Origin of the sequence: Streptomyces sp. NPDC101194 (genome assembly GCF_044767885.1) — a bacterium.
Lineage (GTDB): Bacteria > Actinomycetota > Actinomycetes > Streptomycetales > Streptomycetaceae > Streptomyces.
Genome location: NZ_JBIWOS010000009.1, coordinates 96,230 through 112,756, shown reverse-complemented (window position 1 = coordinate 112,756; position 16,527 = coordinate 96,230). Strand labels below are relative to the sequence as shown.

11 protein-coding genes are annotated in these 16,527 nt (G+C 69.9%); 6 read left to right on the top strand and 5 right to left on the bottom strand.

What is annotated here, in order from left to right:
- Nucleotides 1-40: 40 nt before the first annotated feature.
- The 4 genes from ACIRP2_RS28980 to ACIRP2_RS28965 are packed head-to-tail and all read left to right on the top strand — an operon-like array spanning nucleotide 41 to nucleotide 4,050.
- Nucleotides 41-1,336, top strand: a complete 1,296-nt coding sequence (locus tag ACIRP2_RS28980; RefSeq protein WP_404255305.1) for an ABC transporter substrate-binding protein — start codon at nucleotides 41-43, stop codon at nucleotides 1,334-1,336.
- Nucleotides 1,333-2,244 (top strand): carbohydrate ABC transporter permease, encoded by a 912-nt coding sequence (locus tag ACIRP2_RS28975; protein WP_404255303.1) that lies wholly within the window; start codon nucleotides 1,333-1,335, stop codon nucleotides 2,242-2,244. The genes ACIRP2_RS28980 and ACIRP2_RS28975 overlap by 4 nt, the downstream gene beginning before the upstream one ends.
- Nucleotides 2,245-2,248: 4 nt before the next feature.
- Complete coding sequence (locus ACIRP2_RS28970; protein WP_404255301.1) at nucleotides 2,249-3,115, top strand: carbohydrate ABC transporter permease; 867 nt, start codon at nucleotides 2,249-2,251, stop codon at nucleotides 3,113-3,115.
- Between the two features lie 50 nt (nucleotides 3,116-3,165).
- Nucleotides 3,166-4,050, top strand: coding sequence for a nucleoside hydrolase (locus ACIRP2_RS28965; RefSeq protein WP_404255299.1), 885 nt, complete (start codon nucleotides 3,166-3,168; stop codon nucleotides 4,048-4,050).
- A gap of 250 nt (nucleotides 4,051-4,300) precedes the next feature.
- Here ACIRP2_RS28965 and ACIRP2_RS28960 read toward each other — a convergent pair whose 3' ends face one another.
- The 5 genes from ACIRP2_RS28960 to ACIRP2_RS28940 form a co-directional block, all read right to left on the bottom strand.
- Complete coding sequence (locus ACIRP2_RS28960; protein WP_404255297.1) at nucleotides 4,301-6,073, bottom strand: ABC transporter ATP-binding protein; 1,773 nt, start codon at nucleotides 6,071-6,073, stop codon at nucleotides 4,301-4,303.
- Nucleotides 6,070-7,965 carry an ABC transporter transmembrane domain-containing protein gene (locus ACIRP2_RS28955; protein WP_404255295.1) on the bottom strand — a complete coding sequence of 632 codons (1,896 nt, stop codon included), beginning with the start codon at nucleotides 7,963-7,965 and terminating at the stop codon, nucleotides 6,070-6,072. The genes ACIRP2_RS28960 and ACIRP2_RS28955 overlap by 4 nt, the downstream gene beginning before the upstream one ends.
- Before the next feature lie 181 nt (nucleotides 7,966-8,146).
- Entirely contained in the window at nucleotides 8,147-9,601 is a 1,455-nt protein-coding gene (locus ACIRP2_RS28950) for a Gfo/Idh/MocA family protein (RefSeq protein WP_404255293.1), read from the bottom strand.
- Between the two features lie 234 nt (nucleotides 9,602-9,835).
- Nucleotides 9,836-12,787, bottom strand: a complete 2,952-nt coding sequence (locus tag ACIRP2_RS28945; RefSeq protein WP_404255291.1) for an FAD-binding and (Fe-S)-binding domain-containing protein — start codon at nucleotides 12,785-12,787, stop codon at nucleotides 9,836-9,838.
- An 87-nt stretch (nucleotides 12,788-12,874) separates the two neighbouring features.
- Complete coding sequence (locus ACIRP2_RS28940) at nucleotides 12,875-13,318, bottom strand: MarR family winged helix-turn-helix transcriptional regulator (protein WP_404255289.1); 444 nt, start codon at nucleotides 13,316-13,318, stop codon at nucleotides 12,875-12,877.
- Between the two features lie 142 nt (nucleotides 13,319-13,460).
- Between ACIRP2_RS28940 and ACIRP2_RS28935 the strand changes: the two genes are divergently transcribed.
- Both ACIRP2_RS28935 and mltG read left to right on the top strand, forming a co-directional pair.
- Nucleotides 13,461-15,266, top strand: coding sequence for an ABC transporter ATP-binding protein (locus ACIRP2_RS28935; RefSeq protein ID WP_404255287.1), 1,806 nt, complete (start codon nucleotides 13,461-13,463; stop codon nucleotides 15,264-15,266).
- Nucleotides 15,267-15,652: 386 nt separating this feature from the next.
- Nucleotides 15,653-16,501 (top strand): endolytic transglycosylase MltG, encoded by an 849-nt coding sequence (gene mltG, locus ACIRP2_RS28930; protein ID WP_404255285.1) that lies wholly within the window; start codon nucleotides 15,653-15,655, stop codon nucleotides 16,499-16,501.
- Nucleotides 16,502-16,527 lie beyond the last annotated feature (26 nt).

Here is a 16,527-nt window from a genome sequence, read left to right as displayed (position 1 = left end):
GATTTGGAGACTTGATGTCCATTGCAGGCCGGAGAGCCGTATGACGAGCTCTCCAAGCCGCAGAACCGTACTCGGTGCCGCGCTCGGCGTGGCGTCGGCCGCGGTCCTGACGGGTTGCTCGGGCGGTCGTCCGGCGGACGGCAGAACAACGGTACGGTTCCTCGGTCCGGAGACCCCCGAGACGTTCCGGGCGGTCATCCGAGGCTTCGAGCGGGCCCATCCCGACCTGCGGATCGACTACACCCCCGTACCGCCGGACCAGCTCGGTGACGTCCTCCAACTGCGGCTCTCCGCGAAGGACGACGCGATCGACGTGTACGCCGTCGACCAGCCCCGTGTACCGGCGCTCACCGCGCGCGGCTTCCTCACGGACCTCTCCCCGATCGCCGGCCGGGCCAGGGCCGCCGTGACCGCCGAGCAGTACGGCGTCAGCTCCTGGCAGGGCAGGCTCCGCTCGCTGCCGATCTGGACGTCCACCCAGTACCTCTTCTACAACGCGGACCTGCTGACCAGGGCCGGCGCACCCCTGCCCGGAGCGGCCCCCGCCGATCGCTGGAGCTGGGAGCGGACCAAGAGCGTCGGCCGCCGCACCATGGAGCGGGCCGGTGCCGACCACGCCCTGCTGCTGGAGCAGACCGACCTCTACTACGGGCTCCAGCCACTCGTCGAGTCGCTGCACGGCGGCTCCGGCATCACCGGCAAGGACATGCTCACCCCCGCCGTCACCACCCGGGGCTGGATCGACGCGCTCGACTGGTACCGGACGCTCTTCGCCGACGGTTCCTCACCGCGCGGCATCCCCTCGTACCAGCTCTCCTCGCTCTTCACCTCCGGCCGGGTGCCGTTCTTCGTCGGCGGTCCCTGGAACCTCGGCGCCTTCGCCGGACTGAAGGACTTCACCTGGGGCACCGCGCCGCAGCCGAAGTTCGCCGAGGGACGGGCCGTCACTCCCACCGACTCCTGGTCCTGGGGAGTGAACCCGTACGCCCGACACCCCGATGCGGCACTGCGGTTCATGGAGTACGCCGCGCTCACCACCGGCGGCAGCCTGCAGACGGTCGAGGCGTCCCCGCTCATCCCGTCCAACCGCGCGGCCTTCGAGCGCTACGCGGCGGACCTGGAGCACAAGGCCACCAGGAGCACCTCGGGCGTGGCCACGATCATGCGGTACGAACTCGCGCACACCGCCGTCAGCCGCCCCCGCAGCATCGGCTACACCCAGTTCGAGACCGTCATGGGCTCCGCCTTCTCCGACATCCGCAACGGCTCGGCCGTGGAACCCCGGCTGGTCAAGGCGTCCGGGGAACTGGTGCGTACCTGGGAGCGACTGCGATGACCACCACGGCCACCCGAACCCCGAAGCGCTTCCCGCGCCGCCGCCCCGCCTCGCAGGGCCGGACCGCCCTGTACTTCCTGGCACCCGCGCTGCTCGCCCTCGTCGTGCTGCGACTGCTGCCCGCCGCGATGGCGGTCGTCAGCAGCCTGCGCCACCACAGCCTCGTCGACGGCGTCACCACCTTCGTCGGCTTCGACAACTACGCGGACCTCTTCGCCGACAGCCAGTTCCGGCAGAGCGTCCGCGTCACGTTGTTGTTCAGCCTGGTCATCAACCCGCTCCAGGTCCTCGTCGCTCTCGGTCTCGCCGTCCTGCTGAACCGTCGCTTCGCGAGCGTCCGCTTCTGGCGGTCGCTGGTCTTCGCACCCATCGCCGTACCGCCGGCCGTCTCGGCGGTCGTCTGGGGCATCCTCTACCGCCCGGAAGGGCCGCTCAACGCCGTCCTCGGCACGATGGGCATTCCGCCGCAGCCCTTCCTCACCAGCTCGCAACAGGCGCTCTTCGCCATCATCGTGCTGATGTCCTGGGTCGGCGTCGGCTACTGGATGATGTTCCTGATCGCCGGCCTCCAGGACATCCCGCAGGAGTGCTACGACGCGGCCGCGGTCGACGGTGCCACCGCCTGGCAGCGGTTCGTCCACGTCACGCTCCCGCTGCTGCGCCGCCCGCTCGCCTTCGTCCTGGTCGCCGACACCGTCTCCAACTTCCTGGTGTTCGCCCCGGTGCAACTGCTGACCCGCGGCGGTCCCGACGGCTCGACCGATCTCATGATGTACGACGTGTTCCGCCGCGCCTACAGCGTCGGCGACATCAATTTCGCCCAGGCCGAAGTGGTGGTGCTCGTCGCCATCACCCTCGCGGTCGTAGCCGTCCAGTTCAGGATGATGCGGGGCAAGGGCGAGGAGTGAACCGATGAAGACGACCACCGCCTCCCAGCAGCCGACGGGGCGCCGCCCCTCTGCTCTCAGACACATGCCGCTCGTCACCGCCGTCGTCATCGGCGTGCTCTTCGCCCTCCCGCTCCTGTGGGTGCTCACCGGATCGCTCCGCCCCGGTGACAAGGTCCTGGCCGGGCTCGACCGGCTCTCCTGGAGCAGCCTGATCCCGACCGATGCCACGCTGCACAACTATGTGACGCTCTTCCAGGGCGACTTCGGCCGCGCCGTGCTCAACTCCATCGGTGTGGCCGCCGCCACCGTCCTGCTGGGGCTGCTGCTCTCGGCGATGGCCGCGTTCGCGCTCTCGGTCTTCACCTTCCGAGGCCGCGGGCTCGTCTTCGCCGTGATCCTGCTCAGCTTCATGATTCCGTTCGACGCCATAGCGATCCCGCTCTCGGACGTCTTCCGCGACTGGGGTCTGCAGAACACCTACGCCGGACTCGTCCTGCCCGGCATCGGCAACGGCCTGGCGATCTTTCTGCTGCGTCAGTTCTTCCTCGCCGTCCCACGCGAACTCGTCGAGGCCGCCCGCATGGACGGTCTCGGCTGGTGGGGCATCTTCCTACGGATCTACGTGCCCCTGTCGCGGCCCGCGTTGATCGGCGCCGGACTGACCCTGTTCACCTTCCAGTGGCAGTCCTACATGTGGCCGCTGCTCGTCGGAACCGAACCGGACAAACAACTCGGCCCGATCGCCCTCGGCACCCTCCAGGGCCAGATGGTCGTCGACTACGGCCAGGTGTTCGCCGCCGCCGTCGTCCTGACCGTCATCCCGCTCGTCGTCCTGCTGCGCCTGCAGCGGTACTTCACACAGTCGATCGCGGGCAGCGGTCTGAAGTGACCGCCGGCCGCCCGCCCGAAGAAGCCCATTCCCACGACCCGAGGAACACCGTGACCCATCACCTCGCCGACATCCTCCTGGACACCGACATCGGCAGCGACGTCGACGACGCGCTCGCCCTCGGCGTCCTGCTCGGCTCGCCCGAGGCCCGCCTCACCGGAATCACCACCGTCTACGGCGACACCCTGCTCCGGGCCCGCCTCGCACACCGGCTCGGCGCGCTCGCCGGCCACGACCTCACCGTTGTTCCCGGAGCCACCGAAACCCTCTCCGGCAAGGAGGTCTGGTGGGCCGGGCACGAGGGCAGGGCCTTCACCGACCTGGAGACCGAGCCGGTACGCGACACGGTCGCCGCCGACCGCTTCCTCGTCGACTCCGTCCTCGCCCGGCCCGGCGCGACCGATGTCATCGCCATCGCCCCGCTGGCCAACATCGCCCGTGCGATCCGCCTCGACGACCGCTTTGCCGCGGGCGTACGAACCCTGTACATGATGGGCGGCAGTTTCGGGCCCGGGGCCAAGGCCGAGCACAACATCGTCAGCGACATCACGGCCGCCCGCATCGTGTTCGGCTCCGGTATCCGCACCGTCGTCACCGGCCTGGACATCACCACGCGGCTGCGCATCGAGCGGCCCGGTATCGAAGCGATCCGGGAAGCCGGTGCCTACGGTGCCGCACTCGCCCGCGAGATCGACGCCTGGACCGGCTTCACCGGCGAACCGTGGAGCGTCCCGCACGACCCGATCACGGCGCTCTCCCTGCTGCGCCCCGACCTCTACACCGTCCGGCGCGGCACGGTCGAGGTCACCGACGAAGGACTGACCGTCTTCACGGCCGACCCGGACGGCAACGTCGACCTCGTCGTGGACGCCGACGTGGCGGCCGTCGCGGAGGAGATCGTCGCCCGCATCGTCCGGGCATCCCGGCGCGACTGAGCACCGGCCGCCCGGCGTGGCGGAGCCGGCAGCGGTGCGACCGTGGCCGGTTCGGGCGGTGATCCCGCTGGGACGGCCCCGGCCGTTCGCACCGCCCGGCGCAACCGGTGTGCGACCCCGCCGACGAGGATCTCGTCGGCGGGCTCGCACGGGCCCGACGGTCACGGCGGCGCGGTCACCGGGAACGCGGGATCGGCCGACGGCCGGCCGCCGGGGCCGGTTCGGCGGACGTGATCGCTCCTCAGCCGTGTCAGGACCGCCACAGCGCCGCGTAGGCGCCGTCCGCCGCCACCAGCTCGTCATGGCTGCCGAGTTCACTGATCCGGCCGCCCTCCACCACCGCGATCACGTCCGCGTCGTGCGCGGTGTGCAGCCGGTGGGCGATCGCGACGACCGTACGGCCGTCCAGCACCCGGGCCAGCGACCGCTCCAGGTGCCGGGCGGCCCGTGGGTCCAGCAGCGACGTCGCCTCGTCCAGCACCAAGGTGTGCGGATCGGCCAGTACCAGCCGGGCCAGCGCGATCTGCTGGGCCTGAGCGGGCGTCAGCGCCAGGCCGCCGGAGCCGACCTCGCAGTCCAGCCCCTTCTCCAGCGCCTTCGCCCAGCCGTCCGCGTCGACCGCCGCGAGCGACGCCCACAGCTCGGCGTCCTCGGCACCGGCTCGGGCCAGGAGGAGGTTGTCCCGCAGTGAACCGACGAACACATGGTGCTCCTGGTTGACCAGTGCCACATGCGTACGTACGTGCTCGGCCTTCATGTGCGACAACTCCGCACCGCCGAGCTTCACTTCACCGGCCCGTGGCGCGTAGATGCCGGCCAGCAGCCGGCCCAGCGTGGACTTGCCGGCCCCGGACGGGCCGACCAGCGCGAGGCGTGTGCCCGGTGCCACGTCCAGCGACACGCGGTGCAGAACGTCGATACCGGCGCGGTAGCCGAAGCGCACCTGGTCGGCCCGGACGTCCCGGCCGTCCGGGATCACCTCCGCGTCGCCCGCGTCCGGTTCGATGTCCCGCACGCCGACCAGCCGCGCCAGTGACACCTGAGCGACCTGCAACTCGTCGTACCAGCGCAGGATCAGGCCGATCGGATCGACCATCATCTGCGCCAGCAGCGCACCCGTCGTCAACTGCCCCACGGTCAGCCAGCCCTCGATGACGAACCAGCCGCCGAGCATCAGCACCGCACCGAGAATCGTCACGTAGGTGGTGTTGATGACAGGGAAGAGAACGGAACGCAGGAACAGTGTGTACCGCTCCCAAGCCGTCCACTCCTTGATCCGCCGGTCCGACAGCATCACCCTGCGCGCACCCAGACGGTGCGCCTCCACGGTCCGCCCGGCGTCCACGGTCTCCGCGAGCATCGCCGCCACCGCCGCGTACCCCGCGGCCTCCGAACGGTACGCGGACGGGGCCCGTTTGAAGTACCAGCGGCAGCCGATGACCAGGACGGGCAGGGCGATCAGCACCGAGAGGGCCAGCGGCGGAGCCGTCGCCGTCAGCGCGGCCAGCAGCAGCCCCGCCCACACCACGCCGATCGCCAGTTGCGGCACGGCCTCGCGCATCGCGTTGGCCAGCCGGTCGATGTCCGTGGTGATCCTGGAGAGCAGATCCCCCGTCCCGGCCCGTTCAAGCACACCCGGCGGCAGACCCACCGACCGTACGAGGAAGTCCTCGCGCAGGTCGGCCAGCATCTCCTCGCCGAGCATCGCGCTGCGCAGACGCATCATCCGGGTGAAGACGGTCTGCACGATCAGCGCGAGCGCGAACACTCCGGCGGTGCGCTCCAGATGGAGGTCGGTGACGCCGTCGGAGAGGTCCTCGACCAGCCCGCCCAGCAGATACGGGCCGACGAGCGAGGCGATCACCGCGATGGCGTTGAACGCGACCAGCACGGCGAACGGCCTGCGATGACGCCCCAGCAGCTCCCGTACATATTTTCGTACGGTCGTGGGGGTGCCGACCGGCAGGGTCGTCGCCGACTCCGGCGCGGCCGGGTCGTACGTCGGTTCCGCGACGCCGATCATGCCCGTTCCTCGACTTCCTCGATCGTCCTGAGCGTGCCCTGGGAGGCCAGGGCCGCGATCTCGTCGTCCGTCTCGCGCGTCACGACCGCCCGGTAGCGGGCGTCCGAGTGCAGCAGTTCACGGTGTGGGCCGACCGCGGCGACCACGCCCTCGTGGACCAGTACCACCCGGTCCGCCAGGTCGAGCAGCAGCGGCGACGAGGCGAAGGCCACGGTGGTGCGCCCCTGGCGCAGCGCCTTGATCCCGGCGGCGACCCGGGCCTCCGTGTGCGAGTCGACGGCGGAGGTCGGCTCGTCGAGAATCAGCGCCTCCGGATCCGTCACCAGCGAACGGGCCAGGGCGAGCCGCTGGCGCTGACCGCCCGAGAGCGAACGCCCTCGCTCGGTGATGCGTGTCGTCATCGGGCCGCCGTCCGTCGTCGCGGACGCCTGCGCCAACGAGTCCAGCACATCACCGCACTGGGCGGCGGACAGCGCGTCCTCGGCGCTCACCCGGCCGGACGAGGGAACATCGAGCAGTTCACGCAGGGTGCCGGAGAGCAGGACCGGGTCCTTGTCCTGGACCAGTACCGCCGTCCGGGCGGAGTCCAGCGGGAGTTCGTCCAGCGGCACGCCGCCGAGGAGGACGGACGGGGGGTGCTGCGCCGCCACCATGTCGTCCTCGGCGTCGTCCGTTCCGGCAGCCGGTGCGCCCCGCGTTCCGTCCTCCGCCGCGTCCACGTCCGGGCCCCGGTCCGCTTCCGCGTGAGCGTGTCCGCCCAGCCGTTCGGCCAGCCGTCCCGCTTCGTCCGGATCGCCGCAGACCACCGCGGTGAACAGACCGGCCGGGGCCATCAGCCCGGTGACCGGGTCGTACAGATCACCGACCGGGGTGGCGTCGACGGTCGACGGCCGGTCCGTGCGGTGCAGCGAGAGCACCCGCACCGCGCGCTTGGCGGAGGGCCGCGAGAAGGAGTACGCCATCGCGATCTCCTCGAAGTGGCGCAGCGGGAACAGCAAGAGCGTCGCCGCGCTGTACACCGTGACCAGCTGACCGACCCCGATCCTGCCGTCGCGGGCGAGTGTCGCCCCGTACACGACCAGCGAGATGAGCAGCAGGCCGGGCAGGAGCACCTGGATCGCGGAGATCAGCGACCACATCCGGGCACTGCGCACCGCGGCCTTGCGGACCTCCTGGGAAGCACGTCGGTAGCGGCCGAGGAACAGCTCCTCACCGCCGATCCCGCGGAGCACCCGCAGCCCGGCGACGGTGTCCGAGGCCAGCTCGGTCGCCTTGCCCGCCTTCTCCCGCTGGAGGTCGGCGCGCCGGGTGGCCCGGGGGAGCAGCGGCAGTACCGCCAGGGCCAGCAACGGCACGGCGAGTGCCACCAGGACGCCCAGCGACGGCAGATAGAGGATGAGCCCCACACAGATCAGCACCAGGGCGGCAGCGGCCGCGGCGAAGCGGGACAGCGCCTCGACGAACCAGCCGATCTTCTCGACGTCGCCGGTGGAGACCGCGACGACCTCGCCCGCGGCGACCCGGCGGGTCAATGCCGAGCCGAGTTCCGCGGTCTTGCGGGCCAGCAGCTGCTGAACGCGCGCGGCGGCGGTGATCCAGTTGGTGATGGCGGTCCGGTGGAGCATGGTGTCGCCCAGCGCGATCAGCACGCCCAGGACCGCGATCAGGCCGCCCGCCCACGCGAGCCGGCTGCCCGACCGGTCGACGACGGCCTGCACGGCGAGGCCGACGGCAGGTGGCAGTCCGGCCAGGGAACACTGGTGCAACAGCCCCCAGGACATGGCCTTGAGCTGACCGCCGAGCTGGCTGCGGCCGAGCCAGAGCAGGAAGCGTGGCCCTGACCGGACATCGGGATCGCCAGGATCCGAGTACGGAAGATCGCGAATCTGCATGACGTCCCATGTGTCGGTTTGTTCGTTGAATGACTCAAACCGTGCAAGGCTCTCTCCGGGACGTCCGTCGGAGCAATTGGTTTTCCCCGTGGACGGCGTGAATCGCGCCATGGCCGTGAGACCGTCGGGGTGTGGGCCCGGCTCGGTGGAGCCGGGCCCTGCAGCCCGTGGTGCCGGCCGGTCAGGCCTTCTCCGGATTCTCCGAATCCATGCCGGAGCGCGCCTTCTTCCACTCACCGCGCGTGAAGTCCGGGATCTGCTGAGGGGCGCCCTTGGCCTTGATGGACAGATGGCTGAGCGGCACGGGCGAGGTCCACGTCGCCGCGTCGTACACGTCGAAATCGGGAACGAGTCCGAGCCGCATGCACTGCATCAGCCGGAACACCAGCATGTAGTCCATGCCACCGTGTCCGCCGGGCGGGTTGGCGTGCTCCTTCCACAGCCAGTGGTCCCACTGTGCGTACTTGGAGAAGTCGCCCCAGTTGTCATTCGTGTGGTCGGGCTCGATGTAGATGCGGGCCGGGTAGTCCTCGAAGACGCCCTTCGTACCGCCGAGGCTGTTGATCCGCGAGTACGGGTGCGGAGTGGACACGTCGTGCTCCAGACGGATGACCCGTCCCTTGGCGGTCTGGACGAGACTGATCGTCCGGTCGCTCTCGATATAGGTCTCCTTCCAGCTGGGATCGCCGGCCGGCATGTTCTTCTCGCGGTACTCGGCCAGCCCCAGGGACGGCGAACCGACGCTGGTGATGCTCACCGCACGGTCGCCGCGATTGAGATCCATGTAGTTGGCGACCGGACCGAAGCCGTGGTTGGGGTAGAGATCGCCCCGCAACCTGGTGTGCCAGAGCCTGCGCCACGGACCTTCGTAGTACTTCGGGTCGAACATCAGGCCACGCAGATCGTGGTTGTACGCGCCCGCGCCGTGCAGCAGGTCGCCGAAGAGCCCGGCATGCGCCATGCGGAGCACCCGCATCTCGTTCTGCCCGTAACAGCAGTTCTCCAGCTGCATGCAGTGGCGCCTGGTGCGTTCCGAGAGATCGACCAGCTCCCAGAGCTGGTCGAGCCGGAGGGCGATCGGACACTCCACGCCGACATGCTTGCCGTTGAGCATGGCGGTCTTCGCCATCTCGAAGTGGAAGTCCCAGGGCGTCGCCACATAGACGAAGTCGATGTCCCCGCGCTTGCAGAGGTTCTCGTAGTCGTTCTCGCCGTTGGTGTACACGGCGGGTGCCGGCTGACCGGCGGCGGTCACCTTCGCGGCCGCTCTTTCGGCCTTGGCCTTGACCGGGTCGCAGACGGCGACGACCTGTACGCCGCCGACGGCGAGAAAGAGGTCGATCATGCTGCCACCACGGTTGCCGAGGCCGACCAAGCCGACCCGGACGGTGGACCGCCGCTCGAACGGCACTCCCACCATGGTGCGACCCTGGCGCTTCGGAGCGGCCGCCTGCTCCGTGACAGCGGCTTCCGGGCCCCGGCCGGGCGTGGTGGCGGCTGCGGTGCCGCTGCCGAGAGCGCCGAGTCCGAGCCCGGCGCCGGCCACCGAGGCGGTCGTCCACAGGACCGAGCGGCGGCTCATCGAGCCTTCGTCACCGTCCTGCGTACCGTCGTTCTGCTGTGCTGCGTCGTTCATCGATCCTCCAGAAGGGGGGTCTGACGTGCGCGGCTGGTGAATGAACCTCGCCATGGACCTTGGTAGTTGAGGCTGCTGATGCGCAAGGGGAGCGATTGGACTCCTGCTCCGAAACCATGGACTTTCGTGCACACGCGAGCGCCGGGTGGGCTCGGATTCCGAGCCCACCCGGCGCTCGCGGACTTCGTCAGGACCGGCGGCCGACCGTGGACGGGCCGGGTCGACCCCCGGTGATCACCTCACGACGGCCCCCGGCCGCGTGGCCCGCTCCAACTCCATCAGCACCGAGTAGTACGAGTGCCCGGTGGCCCGGTCCATCCCGATCTCGCACATGCGGTTGGCCGAGAGATACGCGTCGTACTTCCGGGTGCCGACCTCGGCCGCCTCCTTCGCCGTCGCGGAGGCCGTCAGTTCCTTGTGCAGCATGCCCCGGTCACCCGCGAAGGCGCAGCACCCGGCGTCGTCAGGGATCACGACCTCCTCGGCACAGGCCTCCGCGACCTTGCGCAGCTGCTCCACGTCGTCCAGATGCTGCATGGAACACGTCGGGTGCAGGACTGCCGAATCGATTTTTCGGAGAACTGTCAGCTTCGGAAGCAGCTCGTCGGCCGCCCAGACGAGGGAGTCGACGATGGTCAGCTCCCGGTGCAACTCACGGTTGTCGTCGGTGAGATAGGGCACCACCTCATGGGCGATGCCGAGTGTGCACGAGGAGGCGTCGACGACCAGCGGCAGCCTTCCACCCGCCGTCCATCCCCATGCCGCCTCCACGATGCGGTTGGCCATCACGGTGTTGCCCTCGTCGTAGCCCTTGGAGTGCCAGATCGTCGCGCAACAGGTCCCCGCGACGTCGTCCGGGATCCATACCGGCTTTCCGGCACGGGCGGAGACGGCGACGACGGCCTGCGGCAGGGACGGGCCATGATGGCCCTCGGGGCCGCCGAAGATGCGGTTGACACACGCCGGGTAGTAGACGGCGCTCGCCCCGACACGGGAGGTGCGGGGCAGCTTCCGCGCGGCGGCACCGGGGATCTCGGGCAGCCACTCGGGCACGAGGTCCGGGCGTACGGCCTTGCGGGCCAGCCCGGTGATGGTCTCCAGCGGACCGTCGCCGATCCGGTCGCCGATCCGGCCGGCGGCGGCGACGGCGAGCCGTGCCGCCGCCTCGACCGCCTTGAAGTTCTTCGCGGTGAGTGCCGCGATCCGCTCCTCGCGGGGGGAGTGCCGCTGGTGCCGGAAGTCCTTCATCATGGCGCCGGTGTCGATGCCGACCGGACAGGCGAGCTTGCACGTCGAGTCGCCCGCACAGGTGTCGACGGCGTCGTAGCCGTAGGCGTCCAGCAGCCGCTCCTCCACCGGTGAACCGCCGGGCTGTCGCATCATCTCCCGGCGCAGCACGATCCGCTGGCGCGGTGAGGTGGTCAGGTCATGGCTGGGGCAGGTGGGCTCGCAGAAGCCGCACTCGATGCAGGGGTCGGCGATCAGCTCGACCTCGGGGATGGTCTTCAGCCCCCGCAGGTGGGCCTTCGGGTCACGGTCCAGGACGATCCGGGGAGCCAGCACCCCGTCGGGGTCGATGACCTGCTTCGTGCGCCACATCAGCTCGGTGGCCTTCGGGCCCCATTCCAGCTCCAGGAAGGGGGCGATATTGCGGCCGGTGGCGTGCTCCGCCTTCAAGGAGCCGTCGAAGCGTTCCACCGTCAGCCGGCAGAAGTCGTCCATGAACGCGGCGTACCGGTCGACGTCGGACGGCTTCGCCGCGTCGAAGGCGAGCAGGAAGTGGAGATTGCCGTGCGCCGCGTGACCGGCCACGGCGGCGTCGAAGCCGTGCTCCGCCTGGAGCGCGAGCAGGGCCTCGCAGGCGTCGGCCAGCCGGGAGGGCGGCACCGCGAAGTCCTCCGTGATCAGCGTCGTGCCGGAGGGACGGGAGCCGCCGACCGCGGTGACGAACGCCTTGCGGGCCTTCCAGTAGCCCGAGATGACCTTGGCGTCGCGGGTGAACCCATTGGTCACCGAGGCCACGGGGGCGACCAGGTCGAGCCCTTCGACCACGGTTGCCGCCGCCCGCTCGTACGCCTCCTGTCCCGCCTCGTCGGGGGCACGGAACTCCACCAGCAGCGCCGTGGTCTCCTTGGGCAGCTCGGCCCAGTCCGCGGGCACACCCTGGACGCTCACGGACGCGCGGAGCGTATTGCCGTCCATCAGCTCGACGGCGATCGCCCCCGCCTCGTTGAACCGGGGCACGGCGGCCGCCGCCGCGGTGAGGGAGGGGAAGAAGAGCAGGGCGGTGGAGACACGGCGGTCCAGGGGCAGGGTGTCGAACACGACCTCGGAGATGAAGCCGAAGGTGCCCTCGGAGCCGACCATCAGCCCGCGCAGGATCTGTACGGGCGTCGAGCCGTCCAGGAAGGCGTCGAGCCGGTAGCCGTTGGTGTTCTTGATCTCGTACTTGGCGCGGATCCGGGCGGTGAGCCCGGCATCGGCCTCGATCTCCGCCTTCAGCGCCAGCAGTTCCTCGCACAGCCGCGGTTCGGCACGGGCCAGGTCCTCGTCGGCCGCGGGGTCGCCCGTGTCGACGACCGTGCCGCTCGGCAGCACGAAGGTGAGGGACGAGACGGTCCGGTAGGAATTGCGGGTCGTTCCCGCGGTCATTCCGGAGGCGTTGTTGGCGACGACTCCACCGATCGTGCAGGCGATGGCGCTGGCCGGGTCGGGCCCCAGCAACCGTCCGTGCCGGGCGAGGGCGGCATTGGCCCGCAGGACCGTCGTCCCCGGCCGGATGCGGGCCTGCGCGCCGCCGTTCAGGACCTCGATGCCTGCCCAGTGGTGGCGCACGTCGACGAGGATGTCCTCCCCCTGGGCCTGGCCGTTCAGACTGGTGCCGGCCGCCCGGAAGACGACCTCGCGTCCCTTGCCGTGCGCGTAGGACAGGATCGCCGAGATGTCGTCGATGTCCTCCGGGACCACGACGACCTGGGGGACGAACCGGTAGGGGCTGGCGTCGGAGGCGTACTTCACCAGGTCGGAGACCTTCCACAGCACCTTCTCCGGCCCCAGCAGGTCGATCAGCTCGCCGCGCAGCGGTTCCGGCGTACCCGGAGCCTGTCGGTCGGGGACCCGGTCCGGGGACGGAGTACGCACCGCACCGGGGCGGAGTGCTTCCGGCTTCGGCTCCAGCAGTGGCATGTCGGGCTCTCCTCGGCGGTTCTGTTCTGTTCGGTTCGGCACAGCAGCGGCACACGCGACACCCCTCGGGTGCGCGGGCGCGCGGGTTCAGCAGCGGCGCTGCGGCATCCCGTCGACCAGGGCGGACAACAGTCCGCCGAGCACCTCGCGCTGATCGGCGGTCAACGGAGTCAGGATCTCCTCTGCGGCGGCCCGGCGCGCGTCGCGCAGTGACCGGAGCGTGGCGAGGCCCTCCTCGGTGATCTCGATCCGGACCACCCGGCGGCTGTCGGGATCGGGGGCGCGACGGACCCGTCCGCTCGCCTCCAGACCGTCGACCAGGCTGGTCACGGCGCGCGGGACGACGTCCAGGCGCTGTGCGAGATCCGCCATCCGGGGCGGACCGTCGCAGTGGGCGACGATGCGCAGCAGCCGGAACTGCGCGGGAGTGATACCGATCGGCTCCAGCTGGCGGCTCTGAATCCGCTGGAGTCTGCGGGTCACCCGCAGCAGCTGCTCGGCGAGCACGCCCTCGGCGTCGGAGGATTCCATGGAGGAACAATATCAGGATCTTGTGAATTGTGAGCATAGGTAACAATGAGCTATGCTCTCAAAAGCCGAGTCGCCGGATCCGTGTCGCGGGATCCGGTCACCCGGCCTTGAGGCCGCACTGTCGAACCCGACGAAGGAGCCCATGAAACCCGACGAAATCACCTGGACACCGCCGCCCCGGGACGAGAGCCGCCCGCCCGCCGAGCTGCGCCGCATCCTGCGTCTCTTCCGTCCCTACCGGGGGCGGTTGGCCCTGGTGGGGCTGCTCGTCGGCGCCTCGTCGCTGGTGTCGGTCGCCTCGCCGTTCCTGCTGCGCGAGATCCTGGACACCGCCATCCCGCAGGGGCGTACGGGACTGCTGTCGCTGCTCGCCCTCGGCATGATCCTCACCGCCGTGATGAACAGCGTCTTCGGTGTCCTGCAGACCCTGATCTCCACCACGGTCGGTCAGCGCGTCATGCACGACCTGCGCACCGCGGTCTACGCCCAACTGCAGCGGATGCCGCTGGCCTTCTTCACCCGGACCCGCACCGGTGAGGTGCAGTCCCGCATCGCCAATGACATCGGCGGCATGCAGGCGACCGTCACGTCGACGGCGACGTCGCTGGTCTCCAACCTCACCGCGGTCGTCGCCACGGTCGTCGCCATGCTGGCGCTCGACTGGCGGCTCACCCTGGTCTCGTTGCTCCTGCTGCCGGTCTTCGTCTGGATCAGCCGCCGGGTCGGCCGTGAACGCAAGAAGATCACCTCCCGCCGCCAGAAGCAGATGGCCGCCATGGCGGCCACGGTCACCGAGTCGCTCTCCGTCAGCGGCATCCTGCTCGGCCGGACGATGGGTCGGGCGGATTCCCTCACCAAGGGCTTCGCCGAGGAGTCCGAGAAGCTGGTCGACCTCGAAGTGCGCTCCAGCATGGCCGGGCGGTGGCGGATGTCGACGATCGGCATCGTCATGGCCGCCATGCCCGCCGTCATCTACTGGGCGGCCGGGCTCGCCCTGCAGTCCGGTGGTCCCGCCGTCTCCATCGGCACGCTCGTCGCCTTCGTCTCGCTCCAGCAGGGTCTCTTCCGCCCCGCTGTGAGCCTGCTCTCGACCGGCGTGCAGATGCAGACGTCCCTCGCGCTCTTCCAGCGGATCTTCGAGTACCTCGACCTCGATGTGGACATCACCGAGCCGGAGAACCCCGTCCGGCTGGAAAGGGTCCGCGGTGAGATCCGCTTCGAGGGCGTCGACTTCAGCTACGACGAGAAGAGCGGCCCGACGCTCAGCGGCATCGATGTGACCGTGCCGGCAGGCGGCAGCCTGGCGGTCGTCGGGCCCACCGGTTCCGGGAAGTCCACGCTCAGCTACCTGGTTCCCAGGCTCTACGACGTCACCGGCGGCCGGGTCACGCTCGACGGGGTCGACGTGCGCGATCTGGACTTCGACACCCTGGCACGAGCCGTGGGCGTGGTCTCCCAGGAGACCTACCTCTTCCACGCCTCGGTCGCCGACAACCTGCGCTTCGCCAAACCCGATGCGACGGACGCCGAGATCGAGGCGGCCGCCCGCGCGGCGCAGATCCACGACCACATCGCCTCACTGCCCGACGGCTACGACACCCTGGTCGGTGAACGCGGCTACCGCTTCTCCGGCGGCGAGAAGCAGCGTCTCGCCATCGCCCGTACGATTCTGCGCGACCCTCCCGTCCTGGTGCTCGACGAGGCGACGAGCGCCCTCGACACCCGGACGGAGTTCGCCGTGCAGGAAGCGATCGACGCCCTCTCCGCGGGGCGCACCACCATCACCATCGCGCACAGGCTCTCCACCGTCCGCGACGCCGAACAGATCATCGTGCTGGACGGCGGCCTCACGGTGGAGCGGGGCAGTCACGACGAACTCCTTCAGCAGGACGGCCGCTACGCCGCCCTGGTGCGGCGGGACACCCGACTGGCTCCCGCGGCAAACTGATCGGCGTGCCCGGACACACCCCGGCCGAGGTCCGAACACGCGGCGACGCCGCCGCTCCCGTGGGACGGGGAGCGACGGCGTCGTGCGGAGCAATGGTCAGACGAGCCAACCCACGAAGTGGACGATGCCGGCGAGCAGGTTGGTGATGAGGTTCATCCGGTGTTTCTCCTTGATACGTGGTGCATCTGTGGGACAGCGCAGTCGCGGTCTGCAGCCCGTCGGTTGCGCCCTGTAATCATCATCTTTCGCGGGGGAGTTGAGCAACGAATAGCGAAGCGATCACGCGTTCCAGCGAACATCCGATCCCCTGTTCGTGTGTTCCGTCGCGGATGGCAGGGCCCGTGTCTACCGGTTCCGGATTCCGGTCGGCGGGATAGCGTGCCCGCATGGTGAACGAGTCCCCGGACGTCCCGCCACATCACACCCACCGCGCACCGCGCCGCGGGCGCCTGGCGCTGCTCATCGGTGTCGTCCTCGTTCTCGCCGTGGCGGCAGCGATCCTCGTACCGTTGCTGACACGGGGGCCGAAGGTCGAGCACGCCCGCCCACTCGTGATCCCCGAAGGCCGGCGGGCGTCCCAGGTGTACGCCGCGGTCGACCGGGCCCTGTCCGTCGAGTCCGGCACCACGGAGAAGGCCGTCGCAGGGGCGGATCTGCCGCTGCCGGCCGAGGCGAACGGCAATCCCGAGGGCTACCTCTTCCCGGCGACCTACCCCGTCACCTCCCGCACCACCCCGCAGGGCCTGCTCAGGTACATGGTCGACACGGCGGTCCAGCGATTCGGCGCCGACCACATCACCACGGGTGCGCGACGCAATGGGTTCTCCGTCTATCGGACGGTGACGATCGCCAGCATCGTGCAGGCCGAAGCGGACACCGAGCACGACATGGGCAAGGTCGCCAGAGTCATCTACAACCGGCTCGGCCGGGGCATGCCGCTCCAGATGGACTCCACGCTCAACTACGCCCTGAACCGCAGCTCCCTGGACACCACCACGGGCGACACGAAGATCGACAGCCCGTACAACAGCTATGAGCGCAGGGGACTGCCGCCCACGCCTATCGGGAATCCGGGGGAGCAGGCGACGGCGGCCGCGATCACCCCCACACCTGGACCATGGCTGTACTTCGTCACGGTCGCGCCGGGGGACACGCGCTTCACCGACAGCTACGCGGAGCAGCGGAAGAACGTGGAGGAGTTCAACCGCAACCGCCGCAGCGCGTCCGGCGGCTGAGCGCCTGAGTGCCGGGCAACTCGGTA